Raw genomic sequence first — 26,034 nt, forward strand, 5'->3', positions numbered from 1 at the left:
ATGATCCGCGAAGAATTCCTGCGTTTGGCCGCTGCCGGCTATAACCGTATCCCCCTGGCCTGCGAAACCCTGGCCGACTTCGACACGCCACTGTCGATCTACCTGAAACTGGCCGACGAGCCCAACTCCTATCTGCTGGAGTCGGTACAGGGCGGCGAGAAGTGGGGCCGTTACTCGATCATCGGTCTGCCATGCCGCACGGTGCTGCGGGTACACGACCATCATGTGAGCATTACCCATGATGGCGTCGAGATCGAAAGCCATGACGTTGAAGACCCGCTTGCCTTCGTCGAAGCCTTCAAGGCGCGCTACAACGTGCCGACCATTGCGGGTCTGCCGCGTTTTAACGGCGGGCTGGTGGGTTACTTCGGATACGACTGCGTGCGTTACGTGGAAAAACGCCTGGGCAAATGCCCGAACCCGGACCCGCTGGGCGTGCCGGATATTCTGCTGATGGTGTCTGACGCGGTGGTGGTTTTCGACAACCTCGCCGGCAAGATGCACGCGATTGTGCTCGCTGACCCATCCCAAGCTGACGCCTTCGAGCAGGGCCTGGCCAGCCTGGAAGCCCTTCTGGAAAAACTGCGCCAGCCGATCACCCCGCGTCGCGGCCTGGACCTCAGCCGTCCGCCGGCGGCTGATCCGGTGTTCCGCTCCAGCTTTACCCAGGATGACTACGAGCGCGCCGTCGATACCATCAAGGAATACATCCTCGCCGGTGACTGCATGCAGGTGGTGCCGTCGCAACGTATGTCCATCGACTTCAAGGCCGCGCCTATCGACCTGTACCGGGCGCTGCGCTGCTTCAACCCGACGCCGTACATGTACTTCTTCAACTTTGGTGACTTCCACGTAGTGGGTAGCTCGCCGGAAGTGCTGGTGCGTGTCGAGGATAACCTGATCACCGTGCGCCCGATCGCCGGCACTCGTCCGCGTGGCGCGACTGAAGAAGCGGATCTGGCGCTGGAAGAAGACCTGCTCAGCGACGATAAGGAAATCGCCGAGCACTTGATGCTGATCGACCTGGGCCGTAACGACACCGGGCGCGTTTCGGAAATTGGCTCGGTGAAGCTGACCGAGAAGATGGTCATCGAGCGTTATTCCAACGTGATGCACATCGTGTCCAACGTCACCGGTGAACTGAAAGCCGGGTTGACGGCGATGGACGCACTGCGGGCGATTCTGCCGGCGGGCACGTTGTCGGGCGCGCCGAAGATTCGCGCGATGGAAATCATCGACGAGTTGGAGCCGGTCAAGCGTGGTGTCTACGGCGGCGCCGTGGGGTATTTCGCCTGGAACGGCAACATGGACACCGCTATTGCGATCCGCACGGCAGTGATCAAGGACGGGGAGCTGCATGTGCAGGCCGGTGGCGGGATCGTCGCCGACTCGGTACCGGCCCTCGAATGGGAAGAAACCCTGAACAAGCGCCGCGCGATGTTCCGCGCTGTTGCGCTGGCTGAACAGACCCCCAATTCCTGAGGTTTCCCCATGTTGCTGATGATTGATAACTACGATTCCTTTACCTACAACGTTGTGCAGTACCTGGGCGAACTCGGTGCCGAGGTCAAGGTGGTGCGCAACGACGAGCTGACCGTGGCCGAGATCGCCGCGCTGAGTCCCGAGCGCATCGTGGTTTCGCCGGGCCCGTGCACGCCTACCGAGGCGGGTATTTCTCTCGAAGCCATCAAGTACTTCGCCGGCAAGCTGCCAATCCTGGGTGTATGCCTGGGCCACCAATCCATTGGCCAGGCCTTTGGTGGTGACGTGGTGCGTGCGCGCCAAGTGATGCACGGCAAGACCAGTCCGGTGTTCCATAAGGACCTGGGCGTATTCCAGGCACTCAACAACCCGGTGACTGTGACTCGCTACCACTCGCTGGTGGTCAAGCGCGAAACCCTGCCGGAATGTCTGGAGCTGACTGCCTGGACACAGCTGGAAGACGGCTCGGTCGACGAGATCATGGGCCTGCGTCACAAGACACTGAACATCGAAGGGGTGCAATTTCACCCCGAGTCGATCCTGACCGAGCAGGGCTACGAGCTGTTCGCCAACTTTCTCAAGCAGAGCGGCGGCACGCGCTAAGGACTTTCCATGGATATCAAGACTGCCCTGAGCCGTATCGTCGGCCATCTGGACCTGAGCACCGCTGAAATGAGCGATGTGATGCGCGAGATCATGACCGGCCAATGCACTGACGCGCAGATCGGCGCGTTTATGATGGCAATGCGCATGAAGAGCGAGAGCATCGACGAGATCGTCGGCGCGGTTTCGGTGATGCGTGAGTTGGCCGACAAGGTCGAGCTTAAAACCCTCGACGGTGTGGTCGATGTGGTTGGCACCGGCGGCGACGGTGCGAATATTTTCAACGTGTCGACGGCTTCATCCTTTGTGGTCGCGGCGGCGGGCTGCACCGTGGCCAAGCACGGTAACCGTGCGGTGTCCGGTAAGAGCGGCAGTGCCGACCTGCTGGAAGCGGCCGGTATCTACTTGAACCTGACACCGGTACAAGTGGCGCGCTGCATCGACAACGTCGGCATCGGCTTTATGTTTGCCCAGTCCCATCATGGTGCAATGAAGCACGCCGCCGGTCCGCGCAAAGACCTTGGCCTGCGTACGCTGTTCAACATGCTCGGCCCGCTTACGAATCCGGCCGGTGTAAAGCACCAGGTGGTGGGCGTATTCAGTCAGGCGTTGTGCAAACCGTTGGCTGAAGTGCTGCAACGCCTGGGCAGCAAGCATGTGCTGGTGGTGCATTCCAAAGATGGCCTGGATGAATTCAGCCTGGCCGCGCCGACCTTTGTGGCGGAGCTGAAGAATGACCAGATCACCGAGTACTGGGTCGAGCCAGAAGACCTGGGCATGAAGAGCCAGAGCCTGCATGGCTTGGCGGTAGAAAGCCCGGCGGCGTCCCTGGAGTTGATTCGCGATGCCCTGGGGCGGCGTAAGACTGAGAACGGTCAAAAAGCTGCGGAAATGATTGTTCTGAATGCTGGCGCGGCACTTTACGCTGCCGACCATGCCTATAGTCTTAAGGAAGGTGTCGAATTGGCCCACGATGCGCTGCACACCGGTCTGGCTCGTGAAAAGCTCGAAGAGCTGGGAGCATTCACCGCTGTATTCAAGATGGAGAATGAAGGATGAGTGTTCCGACCGTTCTGGAAAAGATCCTGGCCCGCAAGGCTGAAGAAGTCGCCGAACGCCGTGCCCGTGTGAGCCTGGCCGAGCTGGAAGCCCAAGCGAAAGCCGCTGACGCACCGCGTGGATTTGCCAATGCACTGATCGCCCAGGCCAAGCTCAAGCATCCGGCGGTGATCGCGGAGATCAAGAAGGCTTCGCCGAGCAAGGGTGTTATCCGCGAGCACTTTGTGCCAGCGGAAATCGCGGTCAGCTACGAAAAGGGCGGGGCGACATGCCTGTCCGTATTGACTGATATCGATTATTTTCAGGGTTCCGACCTGTTCCTGCAGCAGGCCCGTGCGGCGTGCAAGTTACCGGTGATCCGCAAGGATTTCATGGTCGACCCGTACCAGATCGTCGAAGCCCGTGCCTTGGGCGCCGACTGCGTTCTGCTGATCGTCTCCGCTCTGGATGACGTGAAGATGGCCGAGTTGGCGGCCGTGGCCAAAAGCGTCGGCCTGGACGTGCTGGTGGAAGTGCACGACGGCGATGAGCTGGAGCGCGCACTCAAAACCCTCGACACACCGCTGGTGGGGGTCAACAACCGTAACCTGCACACCTTTGAAGTCAGCTTGGAAAACACTCTCGACCTGCTGCCGCGTATTCCACGCGACCGCCTGGTGATCACTGAGAGCGGCATTGTTAACCGCGCCGACGTGGAGCTGATGGAAATCAGCAATGTGTACTCGTTCCTGGTGGGCGAGACCTTCATGCGCGCCGAGAACCCGGGGGCGGAACTGCAGCGTCTGTTCTTCCCGGAGCGTGGCGTGGCGGTCAGCGGTTCAACTCTCGATTGATTTGACCCACGGTCAATATTTGAAATGCAGTCAAATGTGGGAGGGGGCTTGCTCCCGATAGCGGAGTGTCAGTTGACTTGTTCATCAACTGACAGAATGCCATCGGGAGCAAGCCCCCTCCCACATTGGGTCCTGTGGTTATGCCGATAGGTAGGTGTTAGATGACTCAGCCAGTAAAGATGACCGTCGAAGCAGGCCTTGCCGCCGAGCAAGCCTTGTTGGCTGCCGTTTGTGCTGGTGACCAGGAGTTCGGCCTGCTGTACTGGCAACCCAGTGATCAAGCCTTGGTGATGCCGCGTCGTCTGAGTCGGTTGCCGGCATTCGAAGCCGCCAGCCAAGTCTCGGCCGATTACGGTTGGCCGGTGTTGCTGCGTGAGACCGGTGGCGAACCGGTGCCGCAGTCCAGCGCTACGGTCAATATCGCCCTGGTCTACGCTCCGCCGCGCAGTGAAGGCGATCAAGGCCGCATCGAAACCGGTTACCAGCGCCTATGCCAGCCGATCTGCGATTTACTCATCGAGTTGGGCGGCGATGCCTCCGTCGGGGAAATCGAAGGTGCATTCTGCGACGGTCGTTACAACGTCAACCTGAACGGGCGCAAAATGGTCGGCACAGCTCAGCGCTGGCGGCAAAGCGGTGGCCGCCCGGTAGGGTTGGTGCACGGTGCGTTGTTGCTGGATAACGATCGCGAAGAACTGATCGCGGCGGTCAATCGCTTCAACGAAGCCTGCGGTCTGGAGCAACGGGTTCGTGCCGACAGCCATATCGCCTTGCACGAAGCTTTCCCCGCGCCGGATGCCATCAGCCGATTGGATACCTTGTACCGTCAGATGCTGGCCAGCTTCCTGCCGGGTTAGCGAGTACCGAACACTACCATTGTCTTGCCTTTGACGTGGACCAGGTTGCGCTCTTCCAGGTCCTTGAGCACGCGGCCGACCATCTCTCGTGAACAGCCGACAATTCGCCCGATTTCCTGACGGGTGATCTTGATTTGCATGCCGTCGGGATGAGTCATTGCATCGGGCTGTTTGCACAGCTCCAGCAGGCAACGGGCCACGCGACCGGTAACGTCGAAGAATGCCAAGTCGCCGACCTTTCGCGTGGTGTCACGCAGGCGCTGGGCGATCTGACCGCTGAGTGCGTAGAGAATGTCGGGATCGTGTTGAGCCAGCTCGCGAAATTTGGTGTAACTGATCTCGGCCACTTCGCACTCGACCTTGGCCCGCACCCAGGCGCTACGCTCCTGTTCCTTGCCGGCTTGCTCAAACAGCCCCAGTTCCCCGAAGAAATCCCCCGTGTTCAGGTAGGCGATGATCATCTCGCGGCCGTCTTCATCCTCGATCAGAATGGTGACTGAGCCCTTGATAATGAAGAACAACGTTTCGGAGCGCTCGCCGGCGCAGATGATGTTGTGCTTGGCCGGGTAACGTCGGCGCTGGCAATGCATCAGCAGCTTGTCGAGATTCTTAATCTTGGGTATGGGCGTCAGAGCAACCATGGTTGTATCCCGAAAGGCAGCGCGAGGTGGTTGGAATTGTTGTACTCGGCGGTATCGGCATTGATACACGCTTTATAAAGGGTGGCAATGCGCCACTCATTTGGCGTCAGCTTAACAGACACATTCTGACTCGATTAGCCAATTTACCGAGCAAGCCCCGTTATTGATCACATAGATGGGAAACGCTGTCGCGCTTAGGCCCTGTGCTAAGCTGGCGACCCTTTTTTAGCAGTGGAGTCTGGGCGATGAAGGCACGCATCCAATGGGCGGGCGAAGCCATGTTCCTCGGTGAGTCGGGCAGTGGCCATGTAGTGGTCATGGATGGCCCGCCTGAAGCCGGTGGCCGCAACCTGGGCGTACGTCCGATGGAAATGCTCCTGCTGGGCGTGGGCGGTTGCAGCAATTTCGACGTGGTCAGCATCCTGAAAAAATCCCGACAGGCCGTGGAAAGCTGTGAAGCCTTCCTGGAAGCCGAGCGCGCCACTGAAGATCCCAAGGTGTTCACCAAGATCCATATGCACTTCGTGGTGAAGGGTCGAGGGCTGAAGGAGGCTCAGGTCAAGCGCGCCATCGAGCTGTCGGCAGAGAAGTACTGCTCGGCGTCGATCATGCTCGGTGCGGCCGGCGTGGCCATTACCCATGACTACGAGATTATCGAGTTGGGTTAATCGCCGATTGGCAAAAGAAAAGGGCGCTTTGAAAGCGCCCTTTTTTTCGGCTGCAGGTTTGCTCAGACGCGGTAGGTGCTTTTGGTCATGACCTTGGCAAGTAGGCTCATGCCGAAACGCACTGGCGCCGGGAAGCGGAAACCGCCTGCATCCAGTGCGCTTTCAGCGTGGTGTTCTTCATCGATACGCATCTGCTCAAGAATGGCCCGGGATTTTTCGTCTTCGGCCGGCAATTGTTCCAGGTGTTCATCCAAGTGCTTGCACACTTGATGTTCAGTTGCGGCGACAAAACCGAGGCTGACCTTGTCACTGATCAAGCCGGCAGCAGCGCCGATGCCGAACGACAAACCGTAAAACAGTGGATTCAGCACGCTGGGATGGCTACCCAGTTGACGGATGCGTTGCTCGCACCAGGCCAGGTGGTCGATTTCTTCCTCGGCCGCGTGCTCCATGGCCGCGCGTACCTGCGGCAGCTTGGCAGTCAGTGCCTGGCCTTGGTAAAGCGCCTGGGCACAGACTTCGCCGGTATGGTTGATGCGCATCAGGCCGGCGACATGACGAGTGTCGGTCTCGCTCATCTGCGCGTCAGGTTGCACGATGGCGGGCGACGGACGGTACGGTTGGCCACTGAAGGGCAGGAGTGTGCGCATGGCCGTGTCGGCTTGCAGCAATAGGCGATCAATCGGCGAGTAGTGACGTTGGGTAGTCATGCTGACCTCCGGGAAGAATCTCGGCGGCCAGTTTACCGCAAGAGATGGGCAAGCGTTTGCCCTGAGTCAATTTGCCTTTGTGGCGAGGGAGCTTGCTACCGTCCGGCTGCGTCGCAGTCGCAAACTCCCCAATAATCCTCAGCCCGGTGGCCAGTTCATCTGGCGCTGACCCAGCACGTGCATATGGATGTGATAGACAGTCTGTCCGCCATCCTCATTGCAGTTCATTACTACGCGAAACCCTTTCTCGCAGCCTTGTTCCACGGCGAGGCGCTGGGCGGTAAACAGAATGTGCCCGGCCAGGGATTTGTCATCTTCCGTGAGGTCATTGAGGGTGCGGATAGGCTTCTTCGGGATCACCAGAAAATGCACTGGTGCCTGCGGGGCAATATCGTGAAAAGCGAGGACTTGATCATCTTCGTAGATGATCTTCGCGGGTATTTCTCTGTTGATGATCTTGGTGAACAGAGTATCCACAGCTGTTTCTCCATTATGAGCGTGCAGGGGTGAGTGTACCCACGCGGTCAGCGTGGGCAATAGGCCTTGTTGATGGCACCGGCTATTTTGCGCGTCAGCCAGCGCGGGCTTAGACGTGGGCTGAAGGCCAGCCAGCGATTACGGCGGCCGGGGATGATGATGGCTTTGTTCTTTTCCAATGCGCGTACGGTGTAGAGCGCGACCTCTTCCGGGCTCATCAGTTGTTCGCTGCGATCAAGCTTGGCGGTGTCCATTTGCGCGGTACCGAAGAACGCAGTGCGTGTCGGGCCAGGGCAAAGGACCGATACCTTGATGCCGCAGGTCTTCAGTTCTTCGCGCAAACCCTCGGAGAAATGCAACACATAGGCCTTGCTGGCGTAGTAACTGCTCATCCACGGACCGGGTTGAAACGCGGCAATCGACGCAACGTTAAGAATTTGTCCGCCGCCCTGCAGCGCCATGGTATTGCCCAGGGCGTGACACATGCGGGTGAGGGCGAGGATGTTGACTTCAATAAGGTCTTGCTCGGTCATCCAGTCCTGGGCCAGGAATGGTCCGCTTGTGCCGATGCCGGCGCAGTTGACCAGCAAATCAATCTGCCGCTCGCCTTCTTCAAGCTCCAACAGGAATCCGGACAAGCGCAGCGGCTCGCCCAGGTCGCAGGCACGAAACAGCACCTCGACGCCGAAGCGCTGAGTCAATTCGATTGCAATGCTTTCCAACTGATCACGCTGGCGGGCCACCAGAATCAAGCTGCGGCCGCGACGGGCCAGGGCTTCTGCCAAGGCGAGGCCAATGCCGCTGGAGGCACCGGTGATCAGAGCGTAACGGGTCATGCCTTTCTCCATCGCAACGCCCCCATCAATGATGGAGGCATCACGGATGGGGGCGTTTCTTTACTGTTCTTCTGCAGAGTCTACAGGTTCGGCCGCTTCGTCAGCACTTTGGGCGTCTTCTTCATCAACGATGACGCTTTGATCGGCGTCTTCATCGGAGGTGATGGAGCTGCTTTCGTAGCTGCTGTCGACGTTGGATTCGAGTTGGTCCAGGTAGCCGTTCATGCCCAGCGACACGACGAGGATGAGCATCAGAGGAATGAATGCCAGCCACAGAGAGGCCAGAACCTTTACCGCAGTGGAGTTACGCGGTGGCGGTGCGCCGTATTGGTTGGCACCCGAGTTACCTGGCACTACCAGCAGCAACAGCGGGAAAATGCTGTTTACCAGCGGCACGAGGTTCAGCAGGTACAGCCAGCCAGACCAGCCCAGGTCGTGCAAGCGCTGGACCCCGATTTGCACACTCACGACTACAACCGCAACGAACAGCGCTAAACCGAGCAGCGAGCCAACAATGATGGCTATCGTCGGTGACGCGGTCGCGATGGCGAAGCCTACAGTACTAAGGATGCCTGCTGCGACGAGCATTGCGACGGTCAGTACCAGCGTCCATGCCAAATACCGCAGACGGCCAATACGGCCATTGATCGTGAAGATCTTGAGATCGGCGTATTCAGGGTGGCTGTCACCCACGGCAGCACGCGGAGGCGCGTACGGTGAAGCGGCTGGGCGAGAGAAGTCTGTTGCACCAGAGCTCGTCTCGTGTGTTTCGGCAAGGCTGAAGGCTACGGGCTGTTCGGCCTCGATGCGCGCGTCGACGCCAGCGTTCTTCAGAGCGGTGAGGTAGGTTTCGGCGTCGGGGCGTGACAGGTCGCGTTTTAGTGCAACCGGGCGACCGGTGAAGAGTTTCTCGATGTCCTCGACGGTGCTTTTGAACAGCTCAGCCAGGTTCAGCTTGGCCGTGGTGCTTTCGACACCCGGGAGCAAGGCTCCATCAAAAACAATCTTGAAGCGGTTGTCGCTCATGCGGGCTTCCTTGTCACTTATTCAGGTGGGGGTGCGGGCCTGCTCAATTGGCAGGCCTGTCGGTTGGGTCAGCGTGGCCAGCGCAATTGTGCGGCCTGCTCGCGCGCCTTGCGGTATTCGGCATCGAGGCGGGCAACGAGTTCATCGACGCTGGGCAAATCATTAATCTCACCGACGCCTTGGCCGGCGGACCATACGGTCTTCCATGCTTTGGCTTCGTCGCTCAGCGGTTTGAGCTTGGAACCGAAGTTGACTTCGCCTTTGCCTTGCAGGGCAGCGAGGTCGAACCCGGCATTTTCCAGGCTTTGGCGCATAAAGCTAGCGGGAACGCCGGAGACTGCGGGAGTGTGCACGATGTCGGCGGCGCGCGATGTGAGCAGCATCTCTTTATAGGCATCTGGGGCGTGGCTTTCGGTGGTACCGATGAAGCGCGTGCCGAAATATGCCAGGTCTGCGCCCAGTAACTGGGCGGCGAGGATTTCGTGTCCATGATTGAGGCACCCGGCCAGCAGCAGGGTTTTGTCGAAGAACTGTCGAATCTCGGCAATCAGCGAGAACGGGCTCCAGGTGCCGGCATGGCCACCGGCACCGGCAGCCACAGCAATCAGGCCATCTACACCGGCTTCAGCGGCTTTTTCGGCATGGCGCCGGGTGGTGACATCGTGGAACACCAGCCCGCCGTAGCTGTGCACGGCATCTACCAACTCTTTCACCGCGCCCAAACTGGTGATCACGATCGGCACCTTGTGCTCAACGCAGATCGCCAGATCCGCCTCCAGGCGAGGGTTACTGTTGTGCACGATAAGGTTGACGGCGTACGGCGCTGGATTGTCCAACTGCGCATGGCCCGCTTCGATTTCCTCCAGCCAGGCTTTGAAGCCACTGCTCTCGCGCTGGTTGAGCGCAGGAAAGCTCCCGACCACGCCATTGCGGCAGCAGGCCAGGACCAGTTGTGGATTGGAAATCAGGAACATCGGCGCAGCCACCACGGGCAGGCGCAGACGTTGTTCAAGCAGAGCGGGCAGCGACATTGGAGGTACCCCGAGTAATTGAAGTTAGAACGGTTTGACTACGACCAAAATTACGATAGCCAGCAATATCAGAACCGGGACTTCATTGAACCAGCGATAAAAGACATGGCTGCGGGTGTTTTCGCCACGGGCGAAACGTTTTACCTGTGCGCCACACATGTGGTGATAGCCGATCAACAGTACAACGAGGGTCAGCTTGGCGTGGATCCAGCCGCCGGACTGAAAGATGCCGGGGTTGAGGGCAATCAGCCAGATGCCGAATGCCAGGGAGGCAATCATCGCCGGGCCCATGATGCCGCGGTACAACTTGCGCTCCATGATGCTGAAGCGCTCCTTGCTGACGGTGTCCTCGCTTTGGGCGTGGTAGACGAACAGGCGCGGCAGGTAGAACAGCCCGGCAAACCAGCAGACGATGCTGATGATGTGGAAGGCTTTGACCCATAGATAAAGCATTTTTAGTTATTCCCAGGTTCACGGTAGCGAAGATAGTAGTGGCTCATGCGCCCATACGTCACGTTGACGGTTGTCGCAGGGCGATACGGCCCCTATTATCGACGGCTTTCCAGTGGTTCGTTGAGGGCAGGTTTATGGTCAAGGTCGGTATCGTCGGCGGCACGGGTTACACCGGTGTCGAATTGCTGCGTCTGTTGGCTCAGCATCCGCAAGCTGAGGTGGTGGTCATCACCTCTCGATCCGAGGCAGGCCTGGCCGTGGCCGATATGTATCCGAACCTGCGAGGCCACTACGACGGCTTGGCGTTCAGTGTTCCGGACATCAAGACCCTTGGCGCCTGCGACGTGGTCTTCTTCGCCACGCCACATGGTGTTGCCCATGCGCTGGCCGGTGAGTTGCTGGCAGCTGGCACCAAGGTCATTGACCTGTCGGCGGACTTCCGTCTGCAGGACGCCGATGAATGGGCCAAGTGGTACGGTCAGCCACACGGCGCGCCGGAGTTGTTGGAAGAGGCGGTGTATGGCCTGCCTGAAGTCAATCGTGAGCAAATCAAGCAGGCGCGCCTGATCGCGGTGCCGGGTTGCTACCCAACCGCTACGCAGTTGGGCTTTCTGCCGTTGCTTGAAGCTGGGCTGGCGGATGCTTCGCGCCTGATTGCAGACTGCAAGTCGGGCGTCAGCGGTGCAGGCCGTGGTGCTGCGGTAGGGTCGCTGTACTCCGAGACTTCGGAAAGCATGAAGGCCTATGCGGTAAAAGGGCATCGCCACCTGCCGGAAATCCGCCAGGGCCTGCGCCGTGCTGCCGGTAAGGAGGTGGGCTTGACCTTTGTGCCGCACCTGACGCCAATGATCCGTGGTATCCACTCAACGCTATACGCAACCGTGGTCGATCGTTCGGTAGACCTGCAGGCGTTGTTTGAAAAGCGCTACGCGAATGAGCCGTTCGTCGACGTAATGCCGGCGGGCAGCCACCCGGAAACCCGTAGCGTGCGTGGCGCCAACGTGTGCCGGATTGCTGTGCACCGTCCGCAGGACGGCGACCTGGTGGTCGTGCTGTCGGTGATCGATAACCTGGTAAAGGGCGCGTCGGGCCAGGCTGTGCAGAACATGAACATCCTATTCGGCTTGGATGAGAAGTTGGGCTTGTCCCATGCCGGCATGCTGCCTTAAGGCGGTTTGTTGATTGCGCAAAAGGCCCGTTGATCGGGCCTTTTGTGTTTCTAATGGCGGCGATGCAGATTGATATACCGTAACAATAGTTGACCGATTTTCTAGGAGAAGCGGATAATGCCCGCCATTACGCATATGGCGGCTCTACGCCGGGAGATTATCAGCATGAGCGTTGAATCCTTCACCCCCACGGCTTTGCAATTCACTCACGGTGCTGCGCACAAGGTGAAGAGCCTGGTCGATGAAGAGGGTAATGATCGCTTGAAGCTGCGCGTATTCGTTACGGGCGGCGGTTGTTCAGGGTTTCAGTACGGCTTTACCTTCGATGAAGATGTGGCTGACGATGACACTATCGTTGAGCGCGAGGGCGTGAGCCTGGTTGTAGACCCGATGAGTTTCCAGTACTTGGCGGGCGCCGAGGTGGATTATCAGGAAGGTCTGGAGGGGTCGCGTTTCGTGATCAAGAACCCTAATGCCACCACTACATGTGGTTGCGGGTCTTCGTTCTCGATCTGATCGAGAGTGGATACAAAAACGCCGCTTGGCTTTCATGGGCCAAGCGGCGTTTTGCTGTCTGCGGATTAGTCAGGCGGGGTAGATTGCGCCCAGTAACCGCAGTCCGCGCGCGCCAGTGACGTTGGGACGGTTGGCGGCAATGCCTTCCAGGCAGCAATGGGCCAGCCAGGCGAAGGCCATGGCTTCGACCCAGTCGGGGTCTACGCCGTGAGTGGCTGTGCTGCTGACCTGGGTGGATGGCAGCAGGGCGGCCAGTCGCTTCATCATTGCGGTGTTATGGGCGCCGCCGCCACAGATCAAGAGCGTTTCTGTCTGCGATTGTGCGGTTTGCAGGGACTCAACGATGGTCAGGGCGGTCAGTTCCAGCAAGCTGGCCTGCACGTTCTGGGGTTCGAAGGCTGGCAGGCGGCTAAGGTGCTGTTGCAACCATCCCAGGTTGAACACTTCTCGGCCGGTGCTTTTTGGGCCTTTTGTCAGGAAAAACGGGTCGCCGAGCAGAGCGTTGAGCAACTGAGGTTCTACTTTGCCGCTGGCTGCCCACTGGCCGTCGCGATCAAAGTGTTCGCCGCGTTGTAGATGAATCCAGGCATCCAACAGGACATTGCCCGGGCCGCAGTCGAAGCCGGCTACAGGTTTGCCGGTCTCAATCAGGCTGAGGTTGCTGAAACCGCCTATATTCAACACCGCACGGTTGCCGGTGCTTTCGCCAAACAATGCTTCATGAAACGCAGGGACGAGCGGTGCACCCTGGCCGCCGGCGGCTACATCGCGGCTGCGAAAGTCGCTGACCACGGTGATGCCCGTCAGCTCAGTGAGCAAGGCCGGGTTTCCGATCTGCACCGTAAAACCTCGGGCGGGTTCGTGGCGGATAGTCTGACCATGGCTGCCGATCGCGCGGATGTCTTGAGGCTTGAGGTTTTGCTGGTCGAGCAGTGTGTGAATGCCTTGAGCGGCGAGGGTAACCCAATGCTGCTGGGCGATCGCTGAACGGGCAATCTCATCCGGGCCGCTAGCGCACAGGCTTAGCAGCTCTGCGCGCAGGGTGTCCGGCATCGGAGTGTAGTGGGTGGCGATCAGATTGACCGCTGCACCTTGTTCGATCAGGGCGATATCCAGGCCGTCGAGGCTGGTTCCGGACATCACACCTATATAGAGCGGCATGACTTAACGCTTCGCCGAAGCCAGAAGGGTGGAACGCTCCTGGTCCATACGTGCCATCAGGGGCTGGCTTTGTTGCATGAAGCGCGCGCGCTCTGCTTTGGCGATTGGGTCGGCCATCGGCAGTTTCTGGCCCAGTGGATCAACGTGTACGCCATTGACCTGGAACTCGTAGTGCAAATGCGGTCCGGTGGAGAGGCCGGTAGTGCCGATATAGCCGATCACCTGACCCTGCTTCACATTACCGCCCGTCTTCACGCCCTTTGCGAAGCCTTGCATGTGGCCATACAAGGTTCGGTAGGTGTTGCCGTGCTGAATGATCACCGTGTTGCCGTAACCGCCGCGACGGCCGGCCAGCAGGACCTTGCCGTCTCCCGCTGCCTTGATAGGCGTACCACGAGGAGCTGCGTAGTCGACGCCCTTGTGTGCGCGGATTTTGTTCAGGATTGGATGCTTGCGCCCCATGGAGAAACGCGAGCTGATGCGAGCGAAGTCCACTGGGGTACGGATGAAGGCTTTGCGCATGCTATTGCCATCAGCCGTGTAGTAGCTGCTATTGCCTTGCTTGTTGGTGTAGCGCACAGCGGTGTAGGTCTTGCCGCGGTTGGTAAAGCGTGCAGAGAGAATATTGCCAGTGCCGACCACTTTGCCGTTGGCGACTTTCTGCTCGTAGATCACGTCGAATTCGTCACCTTGGCGGATGTCTTGGGCGAAGTCGATGTCGTAGCCAAATACGCTGGCCATGTCCATGGTCATGCTATGCGACAACCCCGCGCGCGCAGCGGATTGCGACAGCGAGCTGTTGATCACACCGTGAACGTAGGCGGAGCGCATCACTGGTTTGGTGGTGATGCGATTGAACGCGAAACCTTTAGCGCCCTTAGTCAGGGAGATGCTTTCGAGGTCGCTGACGTTGCTGTGCAGGTTGTTCAATTGGCCGTCAGGCGTCAATTCGAACTCAAGCTTCTGGCCGTGTTTCAGTTGGGTGAACTGCTTGGCTTGTTTGTCGCTGGCCAGCACGTCGTTAACGGTGGCGGCAGGAAGGCCAACCTTCTCGAAAAGGGTCGAAAGCGTATCGCCTTTTGCGACGATCACTTCGCGGTGCTGAGGATTCTTAGCTGCGTCTGCGACTGGCTTTTGCAGTTCCTTTGCCGCTTGCTGGGTATCTTCGGGCGTGTTTTCTATCTGGGCAAACGGCGATTCAGATGAGGCATTTGTGGCTTGTTGAGCGTCGGAAGCGTCTTGATCTTGTGTCAGTTGTTCAACTGGACTCTCCAAGTCGAGGCTCAGGGATGTTCGTTTGGCTTCTACGTCACTGGAAGGGAATACCAGGAGTGCCAGGCTAAGAAGGGCGGCGATACCACTTGCGGCGAGCAGGTGGGTCTTCGGGTAAAGCGGCGGCGCTTTAGACGGTTCAGTGGTCATAGGTAATTTGACTTTGAAGATGAAATGGAAAAGATGAATGACATGATGAAGATGAAATAACTGTATAAAATATAACCAAATCATCTGTGGCGCAAGCTCGCGAATGCTGGGCTTGCTGAACGGTGTCCGTGCGCAGGGCAAAACTTGTAATTAGTCCCTGATCTTGTATGGTTGGTTCCCTTTTGAATCTGAGCCTTGCGGGTCTGTTATGAAGTCGGTTGAAGAGCAGCTAGCGCTGATAAAACGTGGTGCGGAAGAACTGTTGGTTGAGGCCGAGCTGATCGAAAAGCTCAAGCGTGGCCAACCCCTGCGTATTAAGGCTGGTTTCGATCCGACAGCGCCGGACCTGCACCTGGGTCACACCGTGCTTATTAATAAGCTACGCCAGTTCCAGGAGCTGGGGCATCAGGTCATCTTCCTTATAGGTGACTTCACTGGGATGATCGGCGACCCGAGTGGCAAAAGCGCTACGCGCCCGCCGCTAACCCGCGAGCAGGTTCTCGACAACGCCGAGACCTACAAGACCCAAGTATTCAAGATTCTTGATCCGGCTAAGACCGAGGTGGCGTTCAACTCCACCTGGATGGATCAGATGGGGCCGGCCGACTTTATTCGTCTGACATCTCAGTACACCGTTGCGCGAATGCTTGAGCGCGACGACTTCGATAAGCGCTACTCCACCAATCAGCCGATCGCTATTCATGAGTTCCTGTATCCGCTAGTCCAGGGTTATGACTCGGTGGCGCTGCGTGCCGATGTGGAGCTGGGTGGTACCGACCAGAAGTTCAACCTGCTGATGGGGCGTGAGCTCCAGCGTGCGTATGGGCAAGAGGCTCAGTGCATTCTGACTATGCCATTGCTGGAAGGGTTGGATGGCGTCAAGAAGATGTCCAAGTCTCTGGGTAACTATGTAGGTATCCAAGAGGCGCCAGGCGTGATGTACGGCAAGCTGGTTTCCATTCCTGATGCGCTGATGTGGCGTTACTTTGAGCTGTTGAGCTTCCGCTCGATGGACGAGATCAATGCGTTGCGCGCTGACGTCGAGGCGGGTGCCAACCCGCGTGATGTGAAAATCAAGCTGGCAGAAGAGATTGTTGCTCGGTTCCATGGGGAAGAGGCTGCGGCCAGTGCTCACCGCGCTGCGGGCAACCGCATGAAGGATGGCGAGTTGCCGGATGATCTTCCTGAGGTTGAGCTGACTGCTGCTGAGGCGATGCCGATTGCGGCCGTTCTTAATAAGGCGGGCTTGGTAAAAAACTCTGCCGTGGCTCGTGACCTTCTGGGTTCGGGTGGTGTGCGTATAGATGGTGAGGTGGTAGATCGCACCTTTATATATGAGCTCGGAGCGACCCACATTTGTCAGGCGGGGAAGAAGGCCTTTGCACGTATTACGCTCAAATCTGAATAAGGCTGAAATTAAGTGTTGACGGCGAATTATATCTGTCTATAATTCGCCCCACTTCCGGTGCAGTCGAAACGGAAAACTCCTTGGTAAACAATGAGTTACGCAGTTTTCGGCAGTAAGTTGCTTCAGTTCATCGAAGCCAAAAGGAAGTTGAAAAAGAGGTGTTGACAGCAGCGTGTAACGCTGTAGAATTCGCCTCCCGCTGATGAGAGATCAGAAGCGCAAGTGGTTGAAGTTGTTGAAGAAATCTTCGAAAGCTTCTGAAAATAATCACTTGACAGCAAATGAGGCTGCTGTAGAATGCGCGCCTCGGTTGAGACGAAAGATCTTAACCAACCGCTCTTTAACAACTGAATCAAGCAATTCGTGTGGGTGCTTGTGGAGTCAGACTGATAGTCAACAAGATTATCAGCATCACAAGTTACTCCGCGAGAAATCAAAGATGTAACCAACGATTGCTGAGCCAAGTTTAGGGTTTCTTAAAAACCCAAAGATGTTTGAACTGAAGAGTTTGATCATGGCTCAGATTGAACGCTGGCGGCAGGCCTAACACATGCAAGTCGAGCGGTAGAGAGAAGCTTGCTTCTCTTGAGAGCGGCGGACGGGTGAGTAATGCCTAGGAATCTGCCTGGTAGTGGGGGATAACGTTCGGAAACGGACGCTAATACCGCATACGTCCTACGGGAGAAAGCAGGGGACCTTCGGGCCTTGCGCTATCAGATGAGCCTAGGTCGGATTAGCTAGTTGGTGAGGTAATGGCTCACCAAGGCGACGATCCGTAACTGGTCTGAGAGGATGATCAGTCACACTGGAACTGAGACACGGTCCAGACTCCTACGGGAGGCAGCAGTGGGGAATATTGGACAATGGGCGAAAGCCTGATCCAGCCATGCCGCGTGTGTGAAGAAGGTCTTCGGATTGTAAAGCACTTTAAGTTGGGAGGAAGGGCAGTTACCTAATACGTGATTGTTTTGACGTTACCGACAGAATAAGCACCGGCTAACTCTGTGCCAGCAGCCGCGGTAATACAGAGGGTGCAAGCGTTAATCGGAATTACTGGGCGTAAAGCGCGCGTAGGTGGTTTGTTAAGTTGGATGTGAAATCCCCGGGCTCAACCTGGGAACTGCATTCAAAACTGACTGACTAGAGTATGGTAGAGGGTGGTGGAATTTCCTGTGTAGCGGTGAAATGCGTAGATATAGGAAGGAACACCAGTGGCGAAGGCGACCACCTGGACTGATACTGACACTGAGGTGCGAAAGCGTGGGGAGCAAACAGGATTAGATACCCTGGTAGTCCACGCCGTAAACGATGTCAACTAGCCGTTGGGAGCCTTGAGCTCTTAGTGGCGCAGCTAACGCATTAAGTTGACCGCCTGGGGAGTACGGCCGCAAGGTTAAAACTCAAATGAATTGACGGGGGCCCGCACAAGCGGTGGAGCATGTGGTTTAATTCGAAGCAACGCGAAGAACCTTACCAGGCCTTGACATCCAATGAACTTTCTAGAGATAGATTGGTGCCTTCGGGAACATTGAGACAGGTGCTGCATGGCTGTCGTCAGCTCGTGTCGTGAGATGTTGGGTTAAGTCCCGTAACGAGCGCAACCCTTGTCCTTAGTTACCAGCACGTAGTGGTGGGCACTCTAAGGAGACTGCCGGTGACAAACCGGAGGAAGGTGGGGATGACGTCAAGTCATCATGGCCCTTACGGCCTGGGCTACACACGTGCTACAATGGTCGGTACAGAGGGTTGCCAAGCCGCGAGGTGGAGCTAATCCCATAAAACCGATCGTAGTCCGGATCGCAGTCTGCAACTCGACTGCGTGAAGTCGGAATCGCTAGTAATCGCGAATCAGAATGTCGCGGTGAATACGTTCCCGGGCCTTGTACACACCGCCCGTCACACCATGGGAGTGGGTTGCACCAGAAGTAGCTAGTCTAACCTTCGGGAGGACGGTTACCACGGTGTGATTCATGACTGGGGTGAAGTCGTAACAAGGTAGCCGTAGGGGAACCTGCGGCTGGATCACCTCCTTAATCGACGACATCAGCTGCTCCATAAGTTCCCACACGAATTGCTTGATTCATTGAAGAAGACGATAAAGAAGCAGCCCGAAATTGGGTCTGTAGCTCAGTTGGTTAGAGCGCACCCCTGATAAGGGTGAGGTCGGCAGTTCGAATCTGCCCAGACCCACCAATTTTGTGTGGGAAACGCCTGTAGAAATACGGGGCCATAGCTCAGCTGGGAGAGCGCCTGCCTTGCACGCAGGAGGTCAACGGTTCGATCCCGTTTGGCTCCACCACTACTGCTTCTGTTTGTTGAAAGCTTAGAAATGAGCATTCCATTGTTATGATGGTGAATGTTGATTTCTAGTCTTTGATTAGATCGTTCTTTAAAAATTTGGGTATGTGATAGAAAGATAGACTGAACGTTACTTTCACTGGTAACGGATCAGGCTAAGGTAAAATTTGTGAGTGGCTCGAAAGAGCCAAATCGAATTTTCGGCGAATGTTGTCTTCACAGTATAACCAGATTGCTTGGGGTTATATGGTCAAGTGAAGAAGCGCATACGGTGGATGCCTTGGCAGTCAGAGGCGATGAAAGACGTGGTAGCCTGCGAAAAGCTTCGGGGAGTCGGCAAACAGACTTTGATCCGGAGATGTCTGAATGGGGGAACCCAGCCATCATAAGATGGTTATCTTACGCTGAATACATAGGCGTAAGAGGCGAACCAGGGGAACTGAAACATCTAAGTACCCTGAGGAAAAGAAATCAACCGAGATTCCCTTAGTAGTGGCGAGCGAACGGGGACTAGCCCTTAAGTGGCTTTGAGATTAGCGGAACGCTCTGGAAAGTGCGGCCATAGTGGGTGATAGCCCTGTACGCGAAAATCTCTTAGTCATGAAATCGAGTAGGACGGAGCACGAGAAACTTTGTCTGAATATGGGGGGACCATCCTCCAAGGCTAAATACTACTGACTGACCGATAGTGAACTAGTACCGTGAGGGAAAGGCGAAAAGAACCCCGGAGAGGGGAGTGAAATAGATCCTGAAACCGTATGCGTACAAGCAGTGGGAGCCCACTTTGTTGGGTGACTGCGTACCTTTTGTATAATGGGTCAGCGACTTATTTTCAGTGGCGAGCTTAACCGAATAGGGGAGGCGTAGCGAAAGCGAGTCTTAATAGGGCGTCTAGTCGCTGGGAATAGACCCGAAACCGGGCGATCTATCCATGGGCAGGTTGAAGGTTGGGTAACACTAACTGGAGGACCGAACCGACTACCGTTGAAAAGTTAGCGGATGACCTGTGGATCGGAGTGAAAGGCTAATCAAGCTCGGAGATAGCTGGTTCTCCTCGAAAGCTATTTAGGTAGCGCCTCATGTATCACTGTAGGGGGTAGAGCACTGTTTCGGCTAGGGGGTCATCCCGACTTACCAAACCGATGCAAACTCCGAATACCTACAAGTGCCGAGCATGGGAGACACACGGCGGGTGCTAACGTCCGTCGTGAAAAGGGAAACAACCCAGACCGTCAGCTAAGGTCCCAAAGTTATGGTTAAGTGGGAAACGATGTGGGAAGGCTTAGACAGCTAGGAGGTTGGCTTAGAAGCAGCCACCCTTTAAAGAAAGCGTAATAGCTCACTAGTCGAGTCGGCCTGCGCGGAAGATGTAACGGGGCTCAAACCATACACCGAAGCTACGGGTATCACGTAAGTGATGCGGTAGAGGAGCGTTCTGTAAGCCTGTGAAGGTGAGTTGAGAAGCTTGCTGGAGGTATCAGAAGTGCGAATGCTGACATGAGTAACGACAATGGGTGTGAAAAACACCCACGCCGAAAGACCAAGGTTTCCTGCGCAACGTTAATCGACGCAGGGTTAGTCGGTCCCTAAGGCGAGGCTGAAAAGCGTAGTCGATGGAAAACAGGTTAATATTCCTGTACTTCTGGTTATTGCGATGGAGGGACGGAGAAGGCTAGGCCAGCTTGGCGTTGGTTGTCCAAGTTTAAGGTGGTAGGCTGAGATCTTAGGTAAATCCGGGATCTTAAGGCCGAGAGCTGATGACGAGTTAACTTTTAGTTAACGAAGTGGTTGATGCCATGCTTCCAAGAAAAGCTTCTAAGCTTCAGGTAACCAGGAACCGTACCCCAAACCGACACAGGTGGTTGGGTAGAGAATACCAAGGCGCTTGAGAGAACTCGGGTGAAGGAACTAGGCAAAATGGCACCGTAACTTCGGGAGAAGGTGCGCCGGTGAGGGTGAAGGACTTGCTCCGTAAGCTCATGCCGGTCGAAGATACCAGGCCGCTGCGACTGTTTATTAAAAACACAGCACTCTGCAAACACGAAAGTGGACGTATAGGGTGTGACGCCTGCCCGGTGCCGGAAGGTTAATTGATGGGGTTAGCTAACGCGAAGCTCTTGATCGAAGCCCCGGTAAACGGCGGCCGTAACTATAACGGTCCTAAGGTAGCGAAATTCCTTGTCGGGTAAGTTCCGACCTGCACGAATGGCGTAACGATGGCGGCGCTGTCTCCACCCGAGACTCAGTGAAATTGAAATCGCTGTGAAGATGCAGTGTATCCGCGGCTAGACGGAAAGACCCCGTGAACCTTTACTATAGCTTTGCACTGGACTTTGAATTTGCTTGTGTAGGATAGGTGGGAGGCTTTGAAGCGTGGACGCCAGTCTGCGTGGAGCCAACCTTGAAATACCACCCTGGCAACTTTGAGGTTCTAACTCAGGTCCGTTATCCGGATCGAGGACAGTGTATGGTGGGTAGTTTGACTGGGGCGGTCTCCTCCTAAAGAGTAACGGAGGAGTACGAAGGTGCGCTCAGACCGGTCGGAAATCGGTCGTAGAGTATAAAGGCAAAAGCGCGCTTGACTGCGAGACAGACACGTCGAGCAGGTACGAAAGTAGGTCTTAGTGATCCGGTGGTTCTGTATGGAAGGGCCATCGCTCAACGGATAAAAGGTACTCCGGGGATAACAGGCTGATACCGCCCAAGAGTTCATATCGACGGCGGTGTTTGGCACCTCGATGTCGGCTCATCACATCCTGGGGCTGAAGCCGGTCCCAAGGGTATGGCTGTTCGCCATTTAAAGTGGTACGCGAGCTGGGTTTAGAACGTCGTGAGACAGTTCGGTCCCTATCTGCCGTGGACGTTTGAGATTTGAGAGGGGCTGCTCCTAGTACGAGAGGACCGGAGTGGACGAACCTCTGGTGTTCCGGTTGTCACGCCAGTGGCATTGCCGGGTAGCTATGTTCGGAATAGATAACCGCTGAAAGCATCTAAGCGGGAAACTAGCCTCAAGATGAGATCTCACTGGAACCTTGAGTTCCCTAAAGGGCCGTCGAAGACTACGACGTTGATAGGTTGGGTGTGTAAGCGCTGTGAGGCGTTGAGCTAACCAATACTAATTGCCCGTGAGGCTTGACCATATAACACCCAAGCAATTTGCTTGCTTCGAGCTGAAAAGCGAAAGAGCACCAGATTGCGGTGTGTGAAGACGAAATGAACCGAAAGTTCGACTCTTGCAAGCACCGAAAGCTATCACATACCCAATTTGCTGAAGCGAGGCCAGCTGGTCACGACTCAGTACCCGAATTTCTTGACGACCATAGAGCATTGGAACCACCTGATCCCATCCCGAACTCAGTAGTGAAACGATGCATCGCCGATGGTAGTGTGGGGTTTCCCCATGTGAGAGTAGGTCATCGTCAAGATTAAATTCCGAAACCCCATTTGCGAAAGCAGATGGGGTTTTGTTTTGGACGGGCGGAAAGTGCCGGCAGGTTTTCTCATGGCCGCCTTCAGGGCTAAACGCCTGCCTTTCTATGCAATGGTCTTTCGCATGGCTATCATGCGTTCCTCATTGTGAGGCGATACTTGCATGCTGACGTTGTTAGAACTTCTGAAAGATGGCCGATTTCATTCCGGAGAAGCACTTGGCGCCGCCCTGGGCGTCAGTCGCAGTGCTGTCTGGAAGCAACTCCAGCACCTTGAGGCCGAATTGAATCTGCCTGTTCATAAGGTTCGTGGAAAGGGGTATCAATTAGCATCCCCATTGGTTTTCTTGAGTGCTGCGGAAATTGAGCAGCATGCGCCTGATTTAGCATGGCCTATCCATATCTACGATTCCATTGACTCAACAAATGCCGAAGCTTTGCGTCTTGCTGGGGTTGAGTGCGCGACGCCCTTTCTGGTGCTTGCGGAGCAGCAAACGGCGGGAAGAGGCAGGCGTGGTCGAAAGTGGGTCAGTCCATTTGCCCAGAATGTCTATTACAGCCTTGTATTGCGTATTGAGGATGGTCTTCGGCAGTTGGAAGGCTTAAGTCTTGTGGTTGGATTGGCGGTCATGCAAGCCCTGCGTGAGTCTGGAGTTCAGACTGCGACTTTAAAATGGCCAAACGACGTTCTCGTAGGGCAAAAGAAAATTGCCGGGATTTTGCTGGAGCTCGTAGGGGATCCTGCTGATATCTGTCACGTTGTCCTTGGAATAGGCATCAACGTCAATATGCAGAAGGCTGACGAGGTTGATCAGCAATGGACATCAGTGCAGTTAGAGACGGGTTTTCCTGTTGATCGAAACGCCCTGATTGCCCGGCTGGGTTTGCAGTTGCAAGGCTACTTGGGTCGACACCGGGTGCTAGGTTTTGCCGAGCTTCAGAATGAGTGGGAGAAAAATCACGCTTGGCAGGGGAGGGCTGTGTCGCTTATAGCCGGTGTCAACCAGGTCGATGGAGTGGTGCTGGGTGTTGATCGTCAAGGTGCTTTGCGTTTGAGTGTTGATGGTGTTGAGAAAATATACAGTGGTGGTGAGCTAAGCCTGAGGTTGCGTGATGATTCTTGAGCTCGACTGTGGGAATAGCTTTATCAAATGGCGTGTGCTTGATTCGAGCGGGGTGAACGCCTCGGCTGAAGGTGTTGCAGGTTCGGATGCTGCCTTGATTGATAGCCTGCTGGCGCTGCCTGAGTTGTTGCTGACGCGTTGCAGGTTGGTGAGCGTCCGTGCGCAGGAAGAGACGGAAAAACTGGTTGAAGCGCTTGTGGAGACATTTGGTGTTGCTGTTACCAGTGCTGCTTCAGCTCGTGAAGTGGCTGGGGTACGTAACGGCTACGAAGATTTTGAGCGCCTTGGTCTGGATCGCTGGTTGGCAATGCTCGGTGGATTTAAATTGGCCTCGGGTGCCTGCTTGGTGCTCGATTTTGGCACTGCGGCGACTGCAGATTTTATAGCTGAGGATGGCGAGCACCTGGGAGGCTTTATTTGTCCGGGCATGTCTCTCATGAGGAATCAGCTGCGTACACATACACGAAAGATAAGGTATGGCGATGCCGCTGCTGAAAGGGCTTTGGAGTGCCTCTCACCAGGTCGTACAACAGTCGAGGCAGTAGAGCGAGGCTGTGCGTTGATGCTTCGAGGATTTGTTCTGACCCAGGTAGAGCTCGCGCGCAGCTACTGGGGCGATGACTTCAGTATATTCCTGACTGGCGGAGATGCTGATTTGGTATTGGGCTCTGTGCCGCAGGCTCGACTCGTTCCTGATTTGGTTTTCGTTGGTCTGGCGATGGCGTGCCCGTTATCTTGAGGTGTTTATGCGTTGGCTGTTTTTGCTTTTACTGATCCTCAACGCCTTTTACTACATATGGCACCAGCAAGAGGCCCCGCTGCGCGCTAAAGACGTTACTCCTCTGAGTCTCTATCGAGGTGCTCAGCAGGATATTCGTCTGCTGAGTGAATCTTCGGATGCAGTGATCCGCAGGGAGCGGGCAAAGGTATCTGATTCGCAAAATACCTGTTTGTACATTGGTGGATTTACAGACCAGCGCCAAGCGCAATCTGTCGAGCAGCGTCTCACTAGCTTGGATATAAAGGTCAAGGTTCAACTGCTGAGTACGCCAGATGCTCAAGGTTACTGGCTCCGGGTGGCCCCGGAAAGCCGGCGCCTGGCTGAAGATCTGCCCTTTGAAAACCTTGTTAAGGAATTCAATGAGTTAAAACATAAAATAATGCTGTGCGAAGGCATTGCAACTGTCGAATAGTTTGCATAGAATGGCGCCCGCTTCGCAGTGAAGACCTTTAGGGGGATTTAATGAGATGCGGCGTCAATGCAGCTAACCTCATAATTTAAATGAGAAAATGCTTGACAGAAGGTCGGCGTAATGTAAAATGCCGGCTCGCTTAGGAGGGGTTCCCGAGCGGCCAAAGGGATCAGACTGTAAATCTGACGTCTACGACTTCGAAGGTTCGAATCCTTCCCCCTCCACCATTTTTAGCGTGAGCTGCAAGCTCCGCGGGTATAGTTTAGTGGTAGAACCTCAGCCTTCCAAGCTGATGATGCGGGTTCGATTCCCGCTACCCGCTCCAAGTTTGTAGGTTGTGCATGTGTTTTGCTCTTGTAGCTCAGTTGGTAGAGCACACCCTTGGTAAGGGTGAGGTCAGCGGTTCAAATCCGCTCAAGAGCTCCATATAACAAGGCAGATATGAAAATATCTGCCTTTGTTTTAACAGCTGCCTCGGCTTGAGTGTTTTGTATCTGGTGGTTTTGCCAGGTTGTCTCAAGTCTGTTGGGGTTGGTTGTTGTAAAGTCTTTTTCAGGCCTGCATAATGGTCGGCCTGATTTTGTTTTAGGTCAGTAGCTCAATTGGCAGAGCGACGGTCTCCAAAACCGTAGGTTGGGGGTTCGATTCCCTCCTGACCTGCCAGATTCACGTGGTGTGTCTGGCTTTCTTTTCACAGGATCTTCATAGATGACTCCTAAGGCTGAAGCTCAAAGCTCTCGTTTCGATCTCGTCAAGTGGCTAGTTGTTGTAGCGTTGGTGGTCGTAGGCGTAGTTGGCAATCAGTACTATTCTGCTTCGCCGATCCTGTACCGTGTGCTCGCTTTGCTTGTTATTGCTGCTGTGGCTGCCTTTGTGGGCTTGCAGACTGCTAAAGGCAAGTCTTTTGCGGTACTGGTAAAGGAAGCTCGCACCGAAATCCGTAAAGTCGTTTGGCCGACTCGCCAAGAAACCACGCAGACCACGTTGATTGTTGTGGCTGTTGTTCTGGTTATGGCGTTGCTGTTGTGGGGGCTTGATTCCCTGCTCGGTTGGCTTGTTTCCTTGATTGTTGGCTAAGGGTGTCCCGTGGCTAAGCGTTGGTACGTTGTTCATGCTTACTCAGGTTACGAGAAGCATGTTATGCGCTCTTTGCTAGAGCGCGTGAAGCTGGCAGGCATGGAAGATGGCTTCGGCGAAATTCTGGTTCCCACTGAAGAAGTGGTTGAAATGCGGAATGGTCAGAAGCGTAAAAGTGAGCGTAAGTTCTTCCCTGGCTATGTTTTGGTTCAGATGGACATGAATGAAGGTACTTGGCATTTGGTCAAGGATACGCCTCGTGTCATGGGTTTCATTGGCGGTACCGCTGATAAGCCTGCTCCGATCACTGATAAAGAGGCAGAAGCAATTCTGCGTCGCGTTGCTGATGGTAGTGACAAGCCTAAGCCGAAGACTTTGTTCGAGCCGGGTGAGGTTGTTCGTGTTACAGATGGTCCGTTTGCTGATTTTAACGGCACTGTCGAAGAGGTTAACTACGAGAAGAGCCGGATCCAAGTGGCAGTGCTCATTTTCGGTCGCTCTACTCCTGTAGAGTTGGAGTTCAGCCAGGTCGAGAAGGTCTAGCTGGCTAAGCATCCCAACC

Annotated in this window: 23 protein-coding genes, 6 tRNA genes and 3 rRNA genes; 23 read left to right on the forward strand and 9 right to left on the reverse strand. The window is 55.7% G+C overall.

Annotated elements, in window-relative coordinates; translation table 11 throughout:
- The 5 genes from trpE to ACKZ62_RS02305 all read left to right on the forward strand — a co-directional run bounded on the left by trpE (position 1) and on the right by ACKZ62_RS02305 (position 4,834).
- Complete coding sequence (gene trpE, locus ACKZ62_RS02285; protein WP_179179817.1) at positions 1 to 1,482, forward strand: anthranilate synthase component I; 1,482 nt, start codon at positions 1 to 3, stop codon at positions 1,480 to 1,482.
- Between the two features lie 9 nt (positions 1,483 to 1,491).
- Complete coding sequence (locus ACKZ62_RS02290; RefSeq protein WP_447096281.1) at positions 1,492 to 2,085, forward strand: aminodeoxychorismate/anthranilate synthase component II; 594 nt, start codon at positions 1,492 to 1,494, stop codon at positions 2,083 to 2,085.
- A 9-nt stretch (positions 2,086 to 2,094) separates the two neighbouring features.
- Positions 2,095 to 3,144, forward strand: a complete 1,050-nt coding sequence (gene trpD / locus ACKZ62_RS02295) for an anthranilate phosphoribosyltransferase (RefSeq protein WP_032883837.1) — start codon at positions 2,095 to 2,097, stop codon at positions 3,142 to 3,144.
- Positions 3,141 to 3,977, forward strand: coding sequence for an indole-3-glycerol phosphate synthase TrpC (trpC, locus tag ACKZ62_RS02300; RefSeq protein ID WP_095185035.1), 837 nt, complete (start codon positions 3,141 to 3,143; stop codon positions 3,975 to 3,977). The genes trpD and trpC overlap by 4 nt, the downstream gene beginning before the upstream one ends.
- Before the next feature lie 161 nt (positions 3,978 to 4,138).
- Positions 4,139 to 4,834 carry a lipoate--protein ligase family protein gene (locus ACKZ62_RS02305; protein WP_447096282.1) on the forward strand — a complete coding sequence of 232 codons (696 nt, stop codon included), beginning with the start codon at positions 4,139 to 4,141 and terminating at the stop codon, positions 4,832 to 4,834.
- Here the strand turns inward: ACKZ62_RS02305 and crp are convergent.
- Positions 4,831 to 5,475, reverse strand: coding sequence for a cAMP-activated global transcriptional regulator CRP (gene crp, locus ACKZ62_RS02310; RefSeq protein WP_032883832.1), 645 nt, complete (start codon positions 5,473 to 5,475; stop codon positions 4,831 to 4,833). The two genes, ACKZ62_RS02305 and crp, sit on opposite strands and share 4 nt — an antisense overlap.
- A gap of 245 nt (positions 5,476 to 5,720) precedes the next feature.
- On the opposite strand from crp, the gene ACKZ62_RS02315 reads away from it, so the two are divergent.
- Positions 5,721 to 6,143, forward strand: coding sequence for an OsmC family protein (locus ACKZ62_RS02315; protein WP_003176451.1), 423 nt, complete (start codon positions 5,721 to 5,723; stop codon positions 6,141 to 6,143).
- A 62-nt stretch (positions 6,144 to 6,205) separates the two neighbouring features.
- Here ACKZ62_RS02315 and coq7 read toward each other — a convergent pair whose 3' ends face one another.
- The 6 genes from coq7 to hemJ all read right to left on the reverse strand — a co-directional run bounded on the left by coq7 (position 6,206) and on the right by hemJ (position 10,676).
- Complete coding sequence (gene coq7, locus ACKZ62_RS02320) at positions 6,206 to 6,853, reverse strand: 2-polyprenyl-3-methyl-6-methoxy-1,4-benzoquinone monooxygenase (protein WP_032883831.1); 648 nt, start codon at positions 6,851 to 6,853, stop codon at positions 6,206 to 6,208.
- Between the two features lie 138 nt (positions 6,854 to 6,991).
- Positions 6,992 to 7,330: a histidine triad nucleotide-binding protein gene (locus tag ACKZ62_RS02325; protein ID WP_032883829.1), complete on the reverse strand. Its 339-nt coding sequence runs from the start codon at positions 7,328 to 7,330 to the stop codon at positions 6,992 to 6,994.
- Positions 7,331 to 7,377: 47 nt separating this feature from the next.
- Complete coding sequence (locus ACKZ62_RS02330) at positions 7,378 to 8,166, reverse strand: SDR family NAD(P)-dependent oxidoreductase (RefSeq protein WP_032883828.1); 789 nt, start codon at positions 8,164 to 8,166, stop codon at positions 7,378 to 7,380.
- A gap of 60 nt (positions 8,167 to 8,226) precedes the next feature.
- Entirely contained in the window at positions 8,227 to 9,192 is a 966-nt protein-coding gene (locus ACKZ62_RS02335; RefSeq protein ID WP_032883827.1) for a DUF805 domain-containing protein, read from the reverse strand.
- 68 nt (positions 9,193 to 9,260) lie between these two features.
- Positions 9,261 to 10,223, reverse strand: a complete 963-nt coding sequence (locus ACKZ62_RS02340; protein WP_447096283.1) for an NAD(P)H-dependent flavin oxidoreductase — start codon at positions 10,221 to 10,223, stop codon at positions 9,261 to 9,263.
- Between the two features lie 24 nt (positions 10,224 to 10,247).
- Positions 10,248 to 10,676 (reverse strand): protoporphyrinogen oxidase HemJ, encoded by a 429-nt coding sequence (gene hemJ, locus ACKZ62_RS02345; protein ID WP_032883825.1) that lies wholly within the window; start codon positions 10,674 to 10,676, stop codon positions 10,248 to 10,250.
- A 134-nt stretch (positions 10,677 to 10,810) separates the two neighbouring features.
- Between hemJ and argC the strand changes: the two genes are divergently transcribed.
- Complete coding sequence (gene argC / locus ACKZ62_RS02350; RefSeq protein WP_024077689.1) at positions 10,811 to 11,845, forward strand: N-acetyl-gamma-glutamyl-phosphate reductase; 1,035 nt, start codon at positions 10,811 to 10,813, stop codon at positions 11,843 to 11,845.
- 165 nt (positions 11,846 to 12,010) lie between these two features.
- Positions 12,011 to 12,361 (forward strand): iron-sulfur cluster insertion protein ErpA, encoded by a 351-nt coding sequence (gene erpA, locus ACKZ62_RS02355; protein ID WP_003176443.1) that lies wholly within the window; start codon positions 12,011 to 12,013, stop codon positions 12,359 to 12,361.
- Between the two features lie 69 nt (positions 12,362 to 12,430).
- On the opposite strand, the gene ACKZ62_RS02360 is transcribed toward erpA, so the two are convergent.
- On the reverse strand, positions 12,431 to 13,522 hold the full coding sequence (locus ACKZ62_RS02360; protein WP_447096284.1) for an anhydro-N-acetylmuramic acid kinase: 1,092 nt from the start codon (positions 13,520 to 13,522) through the stop codon (positions 12,431 to 12,433).
- A gap of 3 nt (positions 13,523 to 13,525) precedes the next feature.
- Positions 13,526 to 14,944: a peptidoglycan DD-metalloendopeptidase family protein gene (locus ACKZ62_RS02365; protein WP_447096285.1), complete on the reverse strand. Its 1,419-nt coding sequence runs from the start codon at positions 14,942 to 14,944 to the stop codon at positions 13,526 to 13,528.
- Between the two features lie 208 nt (positions 14,945 to 15,152).
- Between ACKZ62_RS02365 and tyrS the strand changes: the two genes are divergently transcribed.
- The 15 genes from tyrS to nusG all read left to right on the forward strand — a co-directional run bounded on the left by tyrS (position 15,153) and on the right by nusG (position 26,015).
- Complete coding sequence (gene tyrS, locus ACKZ62_RS02370; protein WP_122754302.1) at positions 15,153 to 16,352, forward strand: tyrosine--tRNA ligase; 1,200 nt, start codon at positions 15,153 to 15,155, stop codon at positions 16,350 to 16,352.
- A gap of 496 nt (positions 16,353 to 16,848) precedes the next feature.
- A 16S ribosomal RNA gene (locus ACKZ62_RS02375) occupies positions 16,849 to 18,385 on the forward strand.
- 83 nt (positions 18,386 to 18,468) lie between these two features.
- Positions 18,469 to 18,545: transfer RNA gene (locus ACKZ62_RS02380), tRNA-Ile, on the forward strand.
- 30 nt (positions 18,546 to 18,575) lie between these two features.
- Positions 18,576 to 18,651, forward strand: a tRNA-Ala gene (locus tag ACKZ62_RS02385).
- A 247-nt stretch (positions 18,652 to 18,898) separates the two neighbouring features.
- Positions 18,899 to 21,790, forward strand: a 23S ribosomal RNA gene (locus ACKZ62_RS02390).
- A gap of 169 nt (positions 21,791 to 21,959) precedes the next feature.
- A 5S ribosomal RNA gene (gene rrf / locus ACKZ62_RS02395) occupies positions 21,960 to 22,075 on the forward strand.
- The 16S, 23S and 5S rRNA genes sit together here with 2 tRNA genes alongside, the layout of an rRNA operon.
- A gap of 167 nt (positions 22,076 to 22,242) precedes the next feature.
- A complete protein-coding gene (birA, locus tag ACKZ62_RS02400) occupies positions 22,243 to 23,202 on the forward strand; it encodes a bifunctional biotin--[acetyl-CoA-carboxylase] ligase/biotin operon repressor BirA (protein ID WP_095186172.1) in 960 nt (319 codons plus the stop codon).
- Positions 23,192 to 23,941, forward strand: coding sequence for a pantothenate kinase (locus ACKZ62_RS02405; protein WP_122681799.1), 750 nt, complete (start codon positions 23,192 to 23,194; stop codon positions 23,939 to 23,941). Before birA ends, ACKZ62_RS02405 begins: the two co-directional genes overlap by 11 nt.
- 7 nt (positions 23,942 to 23,948) lie before the next feature.
- Positions 23,949 to 24,395 carry a hypothetical protein gene (locus ACKZ62_RS02410; RefSeq protein WP_095186174.1) on the forward strand — a complete coding sequence of 149 codons (447 nt, stop codon included), beginning with the start codon at positions 23,949 to 23,951 and terminating at the stop codon, positions 24,393 to 24,395.
- Positions 24,396 to 24,537: 142 nt separating this feature from the next.
- A tRNA-Tyr gene (locus ACKZ62_RS02415) sits at positions 24,538 to 24,622 on the forward strand.
- Positions 24,623 to 24,646: 24 nt separating this feature from the next.
- Positions 24,647 to 24,720: transfer RNA gene (locus ACKZ62_RS02420), tRNA-Gly, on the forward strand.
- Positions 24,721 to 24,745: 25 nt separating this feature from the next.
- Positions 24,746 to 24,821: transfer RNA gene (locus tag ACKZ62_RS02425), tRNA-Thr, on the forward strand.
- A 161-nt stretch (positions 24,822 to 24,982) separates the two neighbouring features.
- Positions 24,983 to 25,058: transfer RNA gene (locus ACKZ62_RS02430), tRNA-Trp, on the forward strand.
- A gap of 45 nt (positions 25,059 to 25,103) precedes the next feature.
- Positions 25,104 to 25,472 carry a preprotein translocase subunit SecE gene (secE, locus tag ACKZ62_RS02435; RefSeq protein WP_032884531.1) on the forward strand — a complete coding sequence of 123 codons (369 nt, stop codon included), beginning with the start codon at positions 25,104 to 25,106 and terminating at the stop codon, positions 25,470 to 25,472.
- A 9-nt stretch (positions 25,473 to 25,481) separates the two neighbouring features.
- On the forward strand, positions 25,482 to 26,015 hold the full coding sequence (gene nusG, locus ACKZ62_RS02440) for a transcription termination/antitermination protein NusG (RefSeq protein ID WP_003176436.1): 534 nt from the start codon (positions 25,482 to 25,484) through the stop codon (positions 26,013 to 26,015).
- The last annotated feature ends 19 nt before the right edge of the window (positions 26,016 to 26,034 follow it).

The sequence above is a fragment of the Pseudomonas sivasensis genome (assembly GCF_052938085.1).